The sequence below is a fragment of the Nonomuraea sp. CX421 genome, from assembly GCF_059358955.1.
Genome location: NZ_JCADBK010000003.1, coordinates 148,245 through 163,814, shown reverse-complemented (window position 1 = coordinate 163,814; position 15,570 = coordinate 148,245). Strand labels below are relative to the sequence as shown.

Below are 15,570 nucleotides of genomic sequence, written 5' to 3'. Positions count from 1 at the left end.
AGCGAAGCGAGGACCACTGATGACCACCGGCTACGACGAGGCCACGGAAGGCAAGGTCTACTCGGTCAACGGGGGCGACTGGGACGAGGTCGTCAGCGGGGCCCGCGACTCCGGCGAGGAACGCCTGGTCGTCAACATGGGCCCGCAGCACCCGTCCACGCACGGCGTGCTGAGGCTGGTGCTGACCCTCGACGGTGAGACGGTCACCGAGGCGCGCAGCGTCATCGGCTACCTGCACACCGGCATCGAGAAGAACATGGAATACCGGACGTGGACCCAGGGCACCACGTTCGTCACCCGGATGGACTACCTGTCGCCGATCTTCAACGAGACGGCCTACTGCCTGGGCGTCGAGCGGCTGCTCGGCATCGAGGACCGGATCCCCGACCGGGCCTCGGCCATCCGCGTGATGATGATGGAGCTCAACCGCATCTCCTCGCACCTGGTCGCGATGGGCACGTTCGGCATGGAGCTGGGCGCGACCACGCCGTTCCTCTTCGGCTACCGCGACCGCGAGATGGTCATGGACCTGTTCGAGTACATCACCGGCCTGCGCATGAACCACGCGTACGTGCGTCCCGGCGGGGTGAGCGTCGACCTGCCCGCGGGCGCGGTCGACAAGGTGGGCGCGTTCCTCAAGGAGATGCCCAAGCGGATCAAGGACATCCGCAAGCTGCTCGACGCGAACCCCGTCTACGTGCGCCGTACCCGTGACGTGGCCTACCTCGACCTGACCGGCTGCATGGCGCTCGGCATCACCGGGCCGATCCTGCGGGCCGCGGGCCTGCCGTGGGACCTGCGCAAGTCGCAGCCCTACTGCGGCTACGAGACCTACGAGTTCGACGTGGCCAGCCAGCGCGGCTGCGACGTCTACTCCCGCTATCTCGTGCGCATGCAGGAGATGGAGGAGTCGCTCAAGATCATCGAGCAGGCGCTCGACCGGCTCGCCGGCCCGCTCAAGGGCGACCCGGTGATGATCGAGGACAAGAAGATCGGCTGGCCCGCGCAGCTCGCGCTCGGCCCCGACGGCTTCGGCAACTCGCCCGACCACATCGCGCACATCATGGGCAGCTCCATGGAGGCCCTCATCCACCACTTCAAGCTGGTGACCGAGGGCTTCAGGGTGCCGGCCGGGCAGGTGTACGTGCCGATCGAGTCGCCCAAGGGCGAGCTCGGCGCGCACGTGGTGAGCGACGGCGGCACCCGCCCCTACCGGGTGCACTTCCGCGAGCCGTCCTTCACGAACCTGCAGGCCGTCCCCGCGATGTCCGAGGGCGGCCAGGTCGCCGACGTCATCGCCGCGGTGGCATCTATCGACCCCGTCATGGGAGGTGTGGACAGGTGAGTGAGCGCAGCGAACGAACAATCGGACACAGCACGCTTGCCACGTGTCCGACCGAGGAGGACGCGTGACGTATCCACCGGAAGTCCGGGAGCGTCTCGAGCGGGACGCCAAGGAGATCATCGGCCGCTACCCGAAGGCGCGGTCGGCCCTGCTTCCGCTGCTCCACCTGGTGCAGTCGGAGGACGGCTACGTCTCCGACGCCGGGCAGGAGTTCTGCGCCGAGCTGCTGGGCCTCAGCAAGGCCGAGGTCGTCGGGGTCTCGACCTTCTACACCATGTACAAGCGCAGGCCGGCGGGCGACTACCACGTGGGCGTCTGCATCAACGCGCTCTGCGCGGTCATGGGCGGCGACGAGATCTGGGAAGAGCTGAGCGAGCACGTCGGCGTCGGCCACGAGGAGACCACCCCCGACGGCAAGGTCTCGCTGGAACGCCTCGAATGCAACGCGGCCTGCGACTTCGCGCCGGTCATGATGGTCAACTGGGAGTTCTTCGACAACCAGACCCCCGACTCGGCCAAGCAGCTCGTCGACGACCTGCGCGACGGCAAGGACGTGCGGCCCACGCGCGGCCCCAAGAAGCTGTGCACCTTCAAGGACGCCTCGCGAGTGCTCGCCGGGCTGCCCGACGACCTGGCGGGCGACGGGCCCTCGGCCGCGGGCGCCTCGCTGGAGGGCCTCAAGGTCGCCAAGGCCAACGGATGGAAGGCCCCCGAGGCATGAGCACCACCCTGACACCGGTCCTCACCGCCAACTGGGACCAGGCCGACTCCTTCACCATCGACGGCTACGGGCCCTACGAGGCGGCGAAGAAGGCGCTGGGCATGGACCCCGACGCCGTCATCCAGGCCGTCAAGGACTCCGGCCTGCGCGGCCGCGGTGGCGCCGGCTTCCCGACCGGCATGAAGTGGGGCTTCATCCCGCAGGGCGACGGCAAGCCGCACTATCTCGTCGTCAACGCCGACGAGTCGGAGCCGGGCACCTGCAAGGACGTCCCGCTGATGATGGCCAACCCGCACTCGCTGGTCGAGGGCGTCATCATCACGGCCTACGCGATCCGGGCCAACCACGCCTTCATCTACGTGCGCGGCGAGGTGCTGCACGTCATCCGCCGGCTGCACGCGGCCGTGCGGGAGGCGTACGAGAAGGGCTACCTCGGCGCCGACATCTTCGGCTCCGGCTACGACCTCGAACTCGTCGTGCACAGCGGCGCGGGCGCCTACATCTGCGGCGAGGAGACGGCGCTGCTCGACTCGCTGGAGGGATTCAGGGGCCAACCGCGGCTCAAGCCTCCCTTCCCCGCCGTGGCGGGCCTCTACGCCTCGCCCACTGTGGTCAACAACGTCGAGTCCATCGCCAGCGTTCCCTCGATCGTGGCCAACGGCGCCGACTGGTTCGCCGGGATGGGCACCGAGAAGTCCAAGGGCTTCGGCATCTTCTCGCTGAGCGGCCACGTCACCCGGCCCGGCCAGTACGAGGCCCCGCTGGGCATCACGCTCGCCGAGCTGCTCGACATGGCGGGCGGGATCCGCGCCGGACACGAGATCAAGTTCTGGACCCCCGGCGGCTCGTCCACGCCGATCTTCACCGCCGAGCACCTGGACGTGCCGCTCGACTTCGAGGCGGTCGGCGCCAAGGGCTCCATGCTCGGCACCCGCGCCCTGCAGATCTTCGACGAGACCACCTGCGTGGTCCGTACGGTGCTGCGCTGGACCGAGTTCTACGCCCACGAGTCGTGTGGCAAGTGCACGCCGTGCCGCGAGGGCACCTTCTGGCTCAAGCAGGTGCTCAAGCGCCTGGAGAAGGGCCAGGGCACCGAGGAGGACCTGTCCACGATCACCGACATCGCGGACAACATCCTGGGCCGTTCGTTCTGCGCCCTGGGCGACGGCGCGACGAGCCCGATCCACTCCTCGGTGAAGTACTTCCGCGACGAGTACCTGAAGCACTTCGAGGTCGGCGGCTGCCCGTTCGACGCGAAGAAGTCCACTCTCTGGGGTGACCAGTGACGACAACCGCCGTAGAGACCAACCTGGTGACCCTCACCATCGACGGGTTCCAGGTCAGCGTCCCCAAGGGCACCCTGATCATCAGGGCGGCCGAGCTGCTCGGCATCCAGATCCCCAGGTTCTGCGACCACCCGCTGCTCGACCCGGCGGCCAACTGCCGCCAGTGCCTGGTCGACATCCCCGACGCGGGCAACGGCCGGGGCTTCCCCAAGCCGCAGCCGTCGTGCGCGATCGAGGTCGCCGAGGGCATGGTGGTGCAGACCCAGCTGACCTCCCCGGTCGCCGAGAAGGCGCAGCGGGCGGCCATGGAGTTCCTGCTCATCAACCACCCGCTCGACTGCCCGGTCTGCGACAAGGGCGGCGAGTGCCCCCTGCAGAACCAGGCCATGTCCAACGGGCAGGGCGAGTCGAGGTTCCAGGAGCAGAAGCGGACCTTCGCCAAGCCGGTCCCGCTGTCCACCGAGGTGCTGCTCGACCGCGAGCGCTGCGTCCAGTGCGCGCGGTGCATCCGGTTCTCCGACCAGATCGCCGGTGACCCGTTCATCGACTTCTTCGAGCGGGGCGCCAAGGAGCAGGTCGGCATCGCCGACGGCGAGCCGTTCCAGTCCTACTTCTCCGGCAACACGGTGCAGATCTGCCCGGTGGGCGCGCTCACCGGCGCCGCCTACCGGTTCCGGGCCCGCCCGTTCGACCTGGTGTCCACGCCGAGCGCGTGCGAGCACTGCGCCTCCGGCTGCGCGCTGCGCACCGACCACCGGCGCGGCCGGGTCACCCGCCGCCTGGCGGGCAACGACCCGCAGGTCAACGAGGAGTGGAACTGCGACAAGGGCCGCTGGGCGTTCAGCTACGCCACGCAGCCCGACCGCCTGCAGACGCCGCTGGTCCGTGACGAGGAGGGCGTGCTGGTGCCCGCCTCGTGGCCCGAGGCGCTCGACGCCGCCGCCCGGGGGCTCGCCGCCGCCCGCGGCAAGGCCGGCGTGCTGGTCGGTGGCCGCGCCACGGTCGAGGAGGCGTACGGCTACGCCAAGTTCGCCCGGATCGCGCTCGGCAGCAACGACATCGACTTCCGCGCCAGACCGCACTCCGCCGAGGAGGCGCGCTTCCTGGCCCACGAGGTCGCGGGCCGGGGCATCGAGATCTCCTACGCCGACCTGGAGAGCGCGCCCGGCGTGCTGCTCGTCGGGTTCGAGCCCGAGGAGGAGTCGCCGATCGTCTTCCTGCGGCTGCGCAAGGCGTGGATGAAGCGGGGGCTCAAGGTCACCGCGATCGCGCCGTTCGCCACCAACGGGCTGGCCAAGATGGGCGGGACGCTCATCCGCACCGCCCCCGGCGGCGAGGCCGACGCGATCGGCGACCTGGTCGGCACCCTCGCCGAGGGCACGATCGTGCTCGCCGGTGAGCGGCTGGCCACCGTCCCCGGCGCCCTGTCCGCCCTGGTACGACTCAGCGCCGCGTCGGGCGCCCGGCTCGGCTGGGTCCCGCGCAGGGCCGGCGAGCGGGGCGCGATCGAGGCCGGCGCGCTGCCCAACCTGCTGCCGATCGGCCGCCCGGTCGACGACGAGAGCGCCCGGGCCGAGGTCGCCAGGGCGTGGAACGTGAGCTCGCTGCCCGCCACGCCGGGCCTCGACACCGCGGGCATCCTCGCCGCGGCCCGTGAGGGCGAGCTCGACGCGCTGGTGGTGGCCGGGGTCGATCCCTTCGACCTGGCCGATCCCGCCGCCGCGCTCGACGCGCTGGAGCGCACGCCGTTCATCGTCAGCCTGGAGATCCGGGCCAGCGCCGTCACCGACCGCGCCGACGTGGTCCTGCCGGTCGCCTCCGTCCAGGAGAAGGGCGGCACGTTCGTCAACTGGGAGGGCCGCGGACGCTCGTTCGAGGCGCCGTTCAAGGTGCCGGGCCTGCAGAGCGAGCTCGCCGCGCTCGGCGCCATCGCCGACCGGATGGACGTCCACCTGGGCCTGCCGGACGCCGCGGCCGCGCGGCGCGAGCTGAGCGCGCTCGGCGCGTGGCGCGGCACCCGGGTCACGGCGCCCAGCGCCGCCACCCGCTCCCAGGCCGCGCCCGCCCAGGGCGAGGCGCTGCTGGCCAGCTGGCACCTGCTGCTCGACGACGGCCGCCTGCAGGACGGCGAGCCGTACCTCGCGGGCACCGCTCGCCCCGCCGAGGCGCTGATCTCGGCGGTCACGGCGGTGGAGATCGGCGTCGCCGACGGTGACAAGGTCGTCGTCGGCGGGCCGGGACCCAACCCCGTCACGCTGCCCGTCCGGATCGCCGACCTGCCCGATCGGGTGGTCTGGGTGCCGTCCAACTCGGGCGGCTGCTCGGTCACCCGTGACCTCGGCGCGGTGGCCGGCGACATCGTCACGATCGGGAGCGCTTCATGATCCACGTTCTCGCGGCCGATCCGACCCTTGCCGACTTCGGCAAGGATCCGCTCTGGATCACCATCATCAAGGCCGTGCTGCTCTTCGTCTTCCTGATGCTGGGCATCCTGTTCGGCGTCTGGTTCGAGCGCAAGCTGATCGCGCGGATGCAGAACCGCTACGGCCCCAACCGGGCCGGCACGTTCGGTCTGCTGCAATCGGTCGCCGACGGCATCAAGATGGGCCTCAAGGAGGACCTCTTCCCGCGGACCGTCGACAAGGTGCTCTACCTGATGGCGCCCGTCATCATGGTGATCCCGGCCTTCCTGGCCTTCTCCATCATCCCGATGGGGCCGATGGTCAACCTGTTCGGCGTCGAGACGCCGCTGCAGCTGGTCGACCTCCCGGTGGCCGTGCTGTTCATGCTGGCCATGGGCGCCATCTCGGTCTACGGCGTGGTGCTGGCCGGCTGGTCGTCCCGCTCGCCGTACGCGCTGCTGGGCGGGTTGCGGTCGGCGGCCCAGGTGGTCTCGTACGAGATCGCGATGGGTCTGTCGTTCGTCGGCGTCTTCCTGTTCGCCGGGACGCTGTCCACCTCGGAGATCGTCGCGGCACAGGAGCCGACCTGGTTCGCGGTGCTGCTGATCCCGTCGTTCCTCATCTACGTGATCTGCATGTTCGGCGAGGCCGCGCGCATCCCGTTCGACCTGCCCGAGGGCGAGGGCGAGCTGGTCGGCGGGTTCCAGACCGAATACTCCTCGTCGCTGAAGTTCGCCGTGATCATGATGGGCGAGTACCTTCACACGTTCGTCGCCTCCGGAATCGCGGTCACGCTCTTCCTCGGCGGCTGGCGGGCCCCCTGGCCGATCTCGATGTGGGACGGCGCCAACGAGGGCTGGCTGCCCTTCCTGTGGTTCTTCATCAAGTTCGTGCTGACCTTCTGCTTCATCGTGTGGGTGCGCGCGTCCCTGCCACGGGTGCGGTACGACCAGCTCATGGCCCTCGGCTGGAAGGTGCTGATCCCGCTCAACCTGGCCTGGATCCTGCTCGTCGCCGCCGTCCGGACCGTGATGTACGTCTACGGCGGCCGGTTCGAAGGAGACCTCTACGTGGTCGCCGGCATCGGCGTGGCCATCCTGTTCGGCGCGATCGCGATCTGGCTCAGGTTCGACACGGTCAACCAGCGGCGCAGGGAAGCGAGGAAGGCCGAGGTCGAGGCCGAGTTCGAGGAGCTGTCCAACGAGCCGACGGCAGGTGGCTTCCCTGTGCCGCCGCTCGATCTGCCGCACTACCACGGGGTGCAGCACAAGGAGATTCCCAGTGGGACTAACTGATTTCCTGAACCCCGTCAAAGGCTTCGGGGTCACCTTCCACACGATGTTCAAGAAGCCCGTCACGGTCAACTACCCGGAGGAGAAGAGGCCGACGGCCCCGCGCTTCCACGGGCGGCACCAGCTCAACCGCTGGCCGGACGGGCTGGAGAAGTGCGTCGGCTGCGAGTTGTGCGCCTGGGCGTGTCCGGCCGACGCGATCTTCGTGGAGGGTGCCGACAACACCGACGAGGAGCGCTTCTCGCCTGGTGAGCGCTACGGCCGCACCTACCAGATCAACTATCTGCGGTGCATCCTCTGCGGCCTCTGCATCGAGGCGTGCCCGACCCGGGCGCTCACGATGACCAACGAGTACGAACTCGCCGACAGCAACCGCGAGGGCCTCATCTATACCAAGGAGATGCTCCTCGCCCCGCTGACGCAGGGGATGGAGCAGCCTCCGCACCCCATGCGGCTCGGCGAGACCGAAGAGGACTACTACCGGCTGGGACGGACCAATGGGTGAGGCCATCACGTTCTGGGTGCTCGCCGTCGTGTCGGTCGGCGCCGCGCTCGGCATGGTCTTCAACCGGAAGGCCGTCTACTCCGCGCTGATGCTCGGCACCGTGATGCTCTGCCTGGCGGTCATGTACGCCGTGCAGGACGCGCCCTTCCTGGCCGCGGTGCAGATCATCGTCTACACCGGCGCCGTCATGATGCTCTTCCTGTTCGTGCTCATGCTGGTCGGCGTCGACTCCACCGACTCGCTCGTCGAGACCCTGAAGGGCCAGCGCTTCTGGGCCGCGATCGCCGGGCTCGGCTTCGCGGCGCTGATCGTGCTCGCCGTGGGCAACGTGGTGTTCGCCGAGCCGGCCGGGCTCGCCGCGGCCACGGCGCAGGGCGGCTACATCCGCTCGATCGCGTTGCTGCTCTTCACCAAGTACGTGTTCGCGTTCGAGGTCACCTCGGCGCTGCTGATCACCGCCGCGCTCGGCGCGATGGTGCTGGCGCACCGCGAGCGGCTGACCGAGAAGGTCACCCAGAAGGACCTCTCGCGCGCCCGGTTCCTCAGCGACCAGCCGTCGCCGCTGCCCGGCCCCGGCACGTACGCCAGCGGCAACGCCATCGACATGCCGGCCCGGCTGCCCGACGGCACGGTGGCGGAGACCTCCGTCAACCGCTACATCGCCCGCTTCGACGTCGAGCAGGGCCACCTTCCGGAGGACCCCGCGCTGGCCGAGGCCATCAAGCACTCGGCTGAGGAGGAGTCCAAGTGACCACCCAATACCTCATCCTGTCGGGCCTGCTGTTCGCCATCGGCGCGATGGGCGTGCTGATCCGGCGCAACGCGATCGTGGTGTTCATGTGCGTCGAGCTCATGCTCAACGCCTGCAACCTCGCGTTCGTCACGTTCGCCCGGCAGGTCGGCAATCTTGAGGGCCAGATCATCGCGTTCTTCGTGATGGTGGTGGCAGCGGCCGAGGTCGTGGTAGGCCTGGCCATCATCGTGACGATCTTCCGAACCCGCAGGTCGGCGTCCGTGGACGACGCCAACCTGCTGAAGTACTAAGAGGTGACTGGTGGAATCTCCTGTTGAGATCGTCCAGCACACCGCTGGTGGCGTGATCGGGCTCTCCTGGCTCATGATCGTGCTTCCCCTGCTGGGCGCGGCGATCCTGCTCGTCCTCGGGCGGAAGACCAACCGGTGGGGCCATCTGCTGGGCGTGGCCATGTCCCTCGCCTCGTTCGTCGTGGCGGTGCTGGGGTTCTTCGCGCTGATCGGCCTGCCGGACGACCAGCGTCGGCAAGCCGTACATCTGTATGAGTTCATTCCCGGCATGGTCGACATGGGGTTGCTCATCGACCCGCTGTCGATCAGCTTCGCGCTGCTGATCACCGGTGTCGGATCGCTGATCCACATCTACTCGATCGGCTACATGGCGCACGACCCCGACCGGCGCAGGTTCTTCGCGTACCTCAACCTGTTCGTCGCCGCGATGCTCCTGCTGGTGCTGTCCGACAACTATGTCGGGCTGTTCATCGGCTGGGAGGGCGTCGGCCTGGCCTCCTACCTGCTGATCGGGTTCTGGCAGTTCAAGCCGTCGGCCGCGGTCGCCGCCAAGAAGGCGTTCATCGTCAACCGGGTCGGCGACTTCGGGCTGCTGGTCGGCATGTTCATCATCTGGACCTCGTTCGGCACCCTCGCCTTCGGCGACCTGGGCGCCAAGGTCAACGGCGTCCAGGACGGCACCACGCTGGCCATCGGCCTGCTGCTGCTCCTCGGCGCGTGCGGCAAGTCGGCCCAGCTGCCGCTGCAGTCCTGGCTGCTCGACGCGATGGAGGGCCCGACCCCGGTCTCCGCCCTCATCCACGCCGCGACCATGGTCACCGCCGGCGTCTACCTGGTGGTCCGCTCGGGCGCGTTCTTCTTCCCCGAGGGCTCGACCGCGGCGCTCGCCGTCGCCATCGTCGGCGCGGCCACGCTGCTCGCCGGTGCGATCATCGGTTGCGCCAAGGACGACATCAAGAAGGGCCTGGCCGGCTCGACGATGTCGCAGATCGGCTACATGATGCTCGGCGCGGGTCTCGGCCCGGCGGGCTACGCCTTCGCGATCGGTCACCTGATCACGCACGGCTTCTTCAAGGCCGACATGTTCCTCGGCGCCGGCTCGGTCATGCACGGCATGAACGACGAGGTGAACATGCGCAAGTACGGCGGTCTCCGCAAGTACATGCCGATCACCTTCGTCACCTTCATCGTCGGCTACCTGGCGATCATCGGCTTCCCGCTGCTGTCCGGCTACTTCACCAAGGACGGCATCATCGAGACGGCCGTTCACCACCAGCCGGTCCTCGGCTGGCTGGCCGTGGCGGGCGCCGGCATCACCGGCTTCTACATGTCGCGCATGATCTTCATGACGTTCTTCGGTGAGAAGCGCTGGGACGCCGACGCGCACCCGCACGAGTCGCCGGCCGTCATGACGGTGCCGCTGATCATCCTGTCGATCGGCTCGATCTTCCTGGGCGGCTACCTGATCCTGAGCAACACGCTCATGAAGTTCCTGGCCCCCGCGGTCGGACGGCCCACGGACCTGCCGGTGTTCCACTTCGCCAGCGTTCCCGGCCTCACCACGCTCGCGCTGGTGGCCGTCGGCGCGGGCTTCGCCTGGTTCAAGTACGGCCGGGCCGAGGTGCCCGTCGTGGCGCCGCGCGGCTCGTTCGTCACCACGTTCGCCCGGCGTGACCTGTACGGCGACGCGCTCAACGAATCGCTGTTCATGCGCCCCGGCCAGTGGCTGACCCGGATCGCGGTGTTCTTCGACAACCGCGGCATCGACGGGGTGGTCAACGGGCTGGCGGCGGGCATCGGCGGGACCTCGGGCCGGCTGCGGCGGCTCCAGACGGGCTTCGCCAGAACGTACGCGTTGTCCATCCTGATCGGCGCCGCCCTGCTGACAGGCGCCCTGCTCCTCGTTGGGAACATCTGATGTCGTCACTCTGGCTCCCGATCCTCATGGCGGTGCCCGTGCTGGGCGCCATCGTGGTGGCGCTGCTTCCCAAGGGGAGCGACAAGCTGGCCAAGCAGGTCACGCTGGCGGTGTCGCTGGTCGTCCTGGTGCTGACGCTCGTCATGGCGTTCCAGTTCCCGTCGGCGAGCGGTGACCGGTTCAAGTTCGAGGCGGTCTACGACTGGATCCCGAGCTTCGGGGTGCACTTCGGAGTCGGCGTCGACGGCATCGCGCTCGTCCTGATCGCGCTGTCGGCGGTGCTGGTGCCGATCGTGGTGCTCGCCTCGTGGCACGACGCCGACGGGGTCCGGACCGCCGACGGCACGCTGATCACGCCGAAGCGGTCGGTCAAGACGTACTTCTCGCTGCTGCTCGTCCTGGAAGCGATGATGATCGGCGTCTTCGCGGCGACCGACGTCTTCCTCTTCTACGTGTTCTTCGAAGCCATGCTGATCCCGATGTACTTCATGATCGGGTCGTACGGCGGCGCCCAGCGGTCCTACGCGGCCGTGAAGTTCCTGCTCTACTCCCTGTTCGGCGGCCTGCTCATGCTGGTCGCGGTGATCGGGCTGTACGTGGTCGCGGGCAAGGGCACGTTCATGTTCCCCGAGCTCGTCGGGGTCATCCAGGACCCGGCCACGCAGAAGTGGCTGTTCGCCGGATTCTTCATCGCCTTCGCCATCAAGGCGCCGCTCTGGCCGGTGCACACCTGGCTGCCCGACGCGGCCGCGCAGGCCCCGGCCGGCGCAGCCGTACTGCTCGTGGGCGTGCTCGACAAGGTGGGCACGTTCGGGATGCTCCGCTTCTGCCTGGAGTTGTTCCCCGACGCGGCCAAGGCGTTCACGATGCCGATCGTGGTGCTGGCGGTCATCAGCATCATCTACGGCGCGATCGTGGCCATCGGGCAGAGCGACATGAAGCGCCTGATCGCCTACACGTCGATCTCCCACTTCGGGTTCATCGTGCTGGGCGTGTTCGCCATGTCGCAGGTCGCCCAGGCGGGCGCCGCCCTCTACATGGTCAACCACGGCTTCGCCACCGGTGCGCTCTTCCTGGCCGCCGGGTTCCTCATCTCCAGGCGCGGCTCGCCGCACATCGCCGACTACGGAGGCGTCCAGAAGGTCGCCCCGCTGCTGGCGGGATTCTTCCTGGTCGCCGGCCTGGCCGGACTGTCGCTGCCGGGGCTGTCGTCCTTCGTCAGCGAGTTCATGGTGATGATCGGCGCCTACTCCAGCACGGCCTTCGGTTCGGGCGCGCTGAGTGTGGCCGCCGGCATTTCGGCGCTGGCCGTGATCCTGGCCGCCGTCTACATCCTGTGGATGGTGCAGCGCACCCTGAACGGGCCGACCGCCGAGCCGGTCAAGGCGTTCAAGGACCTCAACGTGCGTGAGATCCTCGTGCTGGCGCCGCTGGTCGCGCTGATCATCGGTTTCGGGTTCTACCCCAAGCCCCTGCTCGACGTGATCAACCCCACGGTGACCCAGACGCTGGTCAACGTACAAGTGGACAACCCGGCTATCGCTGAGAAGGGAGCCGGCCAGTGAACGGAGCCATCGAGGCGCCGACGATCGAGTACGGCCTGCTGGCGCCGCTGCTGCTGGTCTTCGGCGCGGCCGTGATCGGCGTGCTCGTGGAGGCGTTCGCGCCCCGCTACCTGCGCAAGTCGATCCACGTGCCGCTCACGCTGCTCTCCCTCGCCGGCGGGTTCGCCCTGGTGCTCGTACAGGCGCTGCGGGGCAGCCTGCCCACCACGCCTGCCGCCATGGGCGCGGTCGCCGTCGACGGGCCGTCGCTGTTCATCTGGGGCGTCATCCTCGTCCTGTCGTTCGTGTGCGTGCTGCTGATCAACGACGAGGGTCACTTCGTCGCCTCGGCCGCGGCCGTGCCGGGCAGCGCCGACGAGGAGGAGGCCGAGACCGCCGGCGGCGGGCACACCGAGGTCTACCCGCTGGTGCTGTTCGCGGTCGGCGGCATGATGCTCTTCCCCGCCGCCCACGACCTGCTGACGATGTTCGTCGGCCTTGAGGTCATGTCGCTGCCGCTGTACCTCCTGTGCGGCCTGGCCCGCCGTCGCCGCCTGCTCTCGCAGGAGGCGTCGATGAAGTACTTCCTGCTTGGCGCGTTCTCCTCGGCGTTCTTCCTGTACGGCATGGCCATGATCTACGGCTACGCCGGCACGGTGTCGCTGCCCGGCATCAACCAGGCGCTGTCCACCGGGGTGCTGCTCGATCCGCTGCTGCTGATCGGGATGGCGCTGCTCGGCGTGGGCCTGCTGTTCAAGATCGGTGCGGCGCCCTTCCAGGCGTGGAAGCCGGATGTCTACCAGGGCGCCCCGACTCCCATCACCGCGCTCATGGCCTCCGGCACCCTGGTCGCCGCCGTAGGCGCGCTGCTGCGGGTGTTCTGGGTGGGTCTGGGCAACCTCGACTGGGACTGGCGCCCGGTCATGTGGGGCGTCGCGGCCCTGACCATGCTGGTCGGCTCGATCCTGGCGATCACGCAGACCGACATCAAGCGGATGCTCGCCTACTCGTCGATCGCGCACGCGGGCTTCCTGCTCATCGGCGTCATGGCCACGTTCGACACCCCGGCCGGCAACTCGGGCTCGCTCTCGGCGATCCTGTTCTACCTGGTGGTCTACGGCTTCACCACCGTGGGCGCGTTCGCCGTGGTGACGATCGTCCGTGATCCCGGCGGCGAGGCGTGGCACCTGTCGCGCTGGGCCGGGCTGGGCAAGCGGTCGCCGCTGCTGGCCGGCACCTTCGCCTTCTTCCTGCTGGCCTTCGCCGGCATCCCGTTGACGAGCGGTTTCTTCGGAAAGTACGCCGTGTTCACGGCGGCGCTCGGCAGCGGCGCCGAGGTGGGCGACTCGCTGGGCGGCTGGATGGTCGGCCTGGTCGTGCTGGGTGTGGTCGCCTCGGCGGTCGCCGCGTTCTTCTACGTCCGGGTCATCGTGCTGATGTTCTTCAGCGACGCGGCGGCGGACGGTCCGTCGATCGCGGTGCCGAGTACGGGGACCGTGGCCGTCATCTCGGTCGCGATGCTGGTTACGGTAGGAGTGGGGCTCTTCCCGCAGCCCGTGCTTGACCTCGCAAACCAGGCGGCATCCGGCCTGTTCATTAGATAAGGGGACTACGTATGTCTGCGCCTCCCGTTGTTGACCTTCCCATTGAGGATGCGCGGTTGGCGCAGGACGTGGCCCAGGGGCTGGCCGCGGTCGAGAAGCTGCTGCGGTCGTCGGTGGAGACCGAGGACGTCTTTGTCACGGAGGCGTCCAAGCATCTCATCGAGGCCGGTGGCAAGCGGTTCCGCACGCTGATGGTGCTGCTGGCCGCGCAGTTCGGCGACGCCTCGGCGCCGGGGGTCGTGACCGGCGCCGTGGTCATCGAGCTGACCCATCTCGGGTCGCTCTACCACGACGACGTCATGGACGAGGCTCCGGTGCGCCGGGGCTCGCCGTCGGCCAACGCCCGGTGGGACAACACCGTGGCCATCCTCACCGGCGACTACCTGTTCGCCCAGGCCTCCGACCTGCTGGCCGACCTCGGGCCGGAGTTGATCCGCATCCAGGCCCAGACGTTCTCCCGCCTCGTGCAGGGGCAGATCCGCGAGACCGTGGGGCCGCGCGACGACGAGGACCCGGTGGCCCACTACATCAGCGTGCTGGCCGACAAGACCGGCTCGCTGATCGCCGCCTCGGGGCGGTTCGGCGCGCTGCTGTCCGGGGCTCCGGCCGACGTGGAGGAGCGGCTCAGCCGGGCGTGTGAGGCGATCGGCGTGGCCTGGCAGCTCGGTGACGACCTGCTCGACGTGGCGTCCTCCTCCCGGCAGTCGGGCAAGACGCCCGGCACCGACCTGCGCGAGGGCATCCGCACACTCCCCGTCCTGTACGTGCTCGGCTCGGACCCGGAGTCTCGGCTGGGGCGGCTGCTGTCGGGGCCGGTGGGCGAGGAGGACGTCGAGGAGGCGCTGACGCTGCTGCGCGCGCATCCGGCGATGGAGAAGGCCAGGGCCGAGCTGACCGCCTGGGTGGATCGGGCCCGGCATGACATCTCCGGCCTTCCCGACATCCCCGCCAAGACCGCATTTTTGACGCTATGTGACTACGTGGTCGAGCGTTCGGGCTGACCGCCGGGTCCGCGCGGTGGCGCGAGCCGTACGGATGCTGTCGTACGTGAAGATCGCCAGGGCCAGCCAGACGATCGAGAAGCCGACCCAGCGGCTGGCCGGCATCGTCTCCTTCACGACCAGCACCCCGCACAGGAACTGCAGCACCGGCGCGATGTACTGAAGCAACCCGAGCGTGCTGAGCGGCACCCTGATCGCGGACGCGGTGAAGCACAGCAGCGGGACCGCGGTGATCACGCCCGCGCCCACGAGGAGCAGCGCGTGTCCCGCACCCAGGTGCCCGAAGGTCGCCTGCCCCGCGCTCTCCAGATAGATCAGGTAGCCGAGGGCGGGCGCCAGCAGCACGAGCGTCTCGACGGTGAGACTCTCGGCCGCCCCCACGTTCGCGTGCTTCTTGACCAGCCCGTACACGCCGAAGCTGACGGCCAGCGTGAGCGCGATCCACGGCAGGCGCCCGTAGTCGACCGTGAGCACCACCACGGCCAGCGCGCCGAACCCCACCGCCGTCCACTGCAACGGCCGCAGTCGCTCCCGCAGCAGGACCACCCCGAACAGCACGCTGACCAGGGGGTTGATGAAGTATCCGAGCGCGGTTTCCACCACGTGGCCACTGTTGACCGCGTAGATGTAGACGCCCCAGTTGGCGGTGACGATCGCCGCCGCCAGCGCCAGCAACCCGAGCTTCTTCGGTTGCCGGATCATCGTCCTGAACCACGACCAGTGCCTTCGCACGGCCAGCACCGCGATGACCGTTATCAGGGACCAGGTGATCCGGTGGGCCAGGATCTCGACGGCCCCGGAGGGCTTGAGCAGCGGCCAGTACAAGGGGAAAAGTCCCCACATGGTGTAGGCGGCGATCCCGAACAGAACGCCTCGCCGGAGGTCAGGCATGTAGCCCATAGTCGGGC

The 15,570-nt window shown here is 68.9% G+C and carries 13 protein-coding genes; 12 read left to right on the top strand and 1 reads right to left on the bottom strand.

Annotated features, from left to right (window positions below; all coding sequences use genetic code 11):
* Positions 1-19 precede the first annotated feature (19 nt).
* The 12 genes from AC5L3X_RS06645 (at position 20) to AC5L3X_RS06590 (ending at position 14,662) form a co-directional block, all read left to right on the top strand.
* The gene (locus tag AC5L3X_RS06645; protein ID WP_494855777.1) at positions 20-1,345 is read left to right on the top strand and encodes an NADH-quinone oxidoreductase subunit D; all 1,326 of its coding nucleotides are present in this window, start codon (positions 20-22) and stop codon (positions 1,343-1,345) included.
* Between the two features lie 43 nt (positions 1,346-1,388).
* A complete protein-coding gene (gene nuoE, locus AC5L3X_RS06640) occupies positions 1,389-2,066 on the top strand; it encodes an NADH-quinone oxidoreductase subunit NuoE (RefSeq protein ID WP_308015960.1) in 678 nt (225 codons plus the stop codon).
* On the top strand, positions 2,063-3,352 hold the full coding sequence (gene nuoF / locus AC5L3X_RS06635) for an NADH-quinone oxidoreductase subunit NuoF (protein WP_189124923.1): 1,290 nt from the start codon (positions 2,063-2,065) through the stop codon (positions 3,350-3,352). Before nuoE ends, nuoF begins: the two co-directional genes overlap by 4 nt.
* Entirely contained in the window at positions 3,349-5,736 is a 2,388-nt protein-coding gene (locus tag AC5L3X_RS06630) for an NADH-quinone oxidoreductase subunit G (RefSeq protein ID WP_494855775.1), read from the top strand. The genes nuoF and AC5L3X_RS06630 overlap by 4 nt, the downstream gene beginning before the upstream one ends.
* Positions 5,733-7,049, top strand: coding sequence for an NADH-quinone oxidoreductase subunit NuoH (nuoH, locus tag AC5L3X_RS06625; RefSeq protein WP_494855773.1), 1,317 nt, complete (start codon positions 5,733-5,735; stop codon positions 7,047-7,049). Before AC5L3X_RS06630 ends, nuoH begins: the two co-directional genes overlap by 4 nt.
* A complete protein-coding gene (nuoI, locus tag AC5L3X_RS06620) occupies positions 7,036-7,551 on the top strand; it encodes an NADH-quinone oxidoreductase subunit NuoI (RefSeq protein ID WP_189124926.1) in 516 nt (171 codons plus the stop codon). The genes nuoH and nuoI overlap by 14 nt, the downstream gene beginning before the upstream one ends.
* On the top strand, positions 7,544-8,302 hold the full coding sequence (locus AC5L3X_RS06615; protein ID WP_189124927.1) for an NADH-quinone oxidoreductase subunit J: 759 nt from the start codon (positions 7,544-7,546) through the stop codon (positions 8,300-8,302). Before nuoI ends, AC5L3X_RS06615 begins: the two co-directional genes overlap by 8 nt.
* A gap of 47 nt (positions 8,303-8,349) precedes the next feature.
* Positions 8,350-8,595, top strand: a complete 246-nt coding sequence (nuoK, locus tag AC5L3X_RS06610; protein WP_049559522.1) for an NADH-quinone oxidoreductase subunit NuoK — start codon at positions 8,350-8,352, stop codon at positions 8,593-8,595.
* Between the two features lie 73 nt (positions 8,596-8,668).
* The gene (gene nuoL / locus AC5L3X_RS06605; RefSeq protein ID WP_494856235.1) at positions 8,669-10,513 is read left to right on the top strand and encodes an NADH-quinone oxidoreductase subunit L; all 1,845 of its coding nucleotides are present in this window, start codon (positions 8,669-8,671) and stop codon (positions 10,511-10,513) included.
* Positions 10,513-12,078 (top strand): NADH-quinone oxidoreductase subunit M, encoded by a 1,566-nt coding sequence (locus AC5L3X_RS06600; protein ID WP_494855771.1) that lies wholly within the window; start codon positions 10,513-10,515, stop codon positions 12,076-12,078. Before nuoL ends, AC5L3X_RS06600 begins: the two co-directional genes overlap by 1 nt.
* Entirely contained in the window at positions 12,075-13,661 is a 1,587-nt protein-coding gene (nuoN, locus tag AC5L3X_RS06595; protein WP_494855769.1) for an NADH-quinone oxidoreductase subunit NuoN, read from the top strand. Before AC5L3X_RS06600 ends, nuoN begins: the two co-directional genes overlap by 4 nt.
* A gap of 11 nt (positions 13,662-13,672) precedes the next feature.
* Positions 13,673-14,662: a polyprenyl synthetase family protein gene (locus AC5L3X_RS06590; RefSeq protein ID WP_189124931.1), complete on the top strand. Its 990-nt coding sequence runs from the start codon at positions 13,673-13,675 to the stop codon at positions 14,660-14,662.
* Here the strand turns inward: AC5L3X_RS06590 and rarD are convergent.
* Positions 14,630-15,553: an EamA family transporter RarD gene (gene rarD / locus AC5L3X_RS06585; protein WP_494855766.1), complete on the bottom strand. Its 924-nt coding sequence runs from the start codon at positions 15,551-15,553 to the stop codon at positions 14,630-14,632. The genes AC5L3X_RS06590 and rarD overlap by 33 nt on opposite strands.
* Positions 15,554-15,570 lie beyond the last annotated feature (17 nt).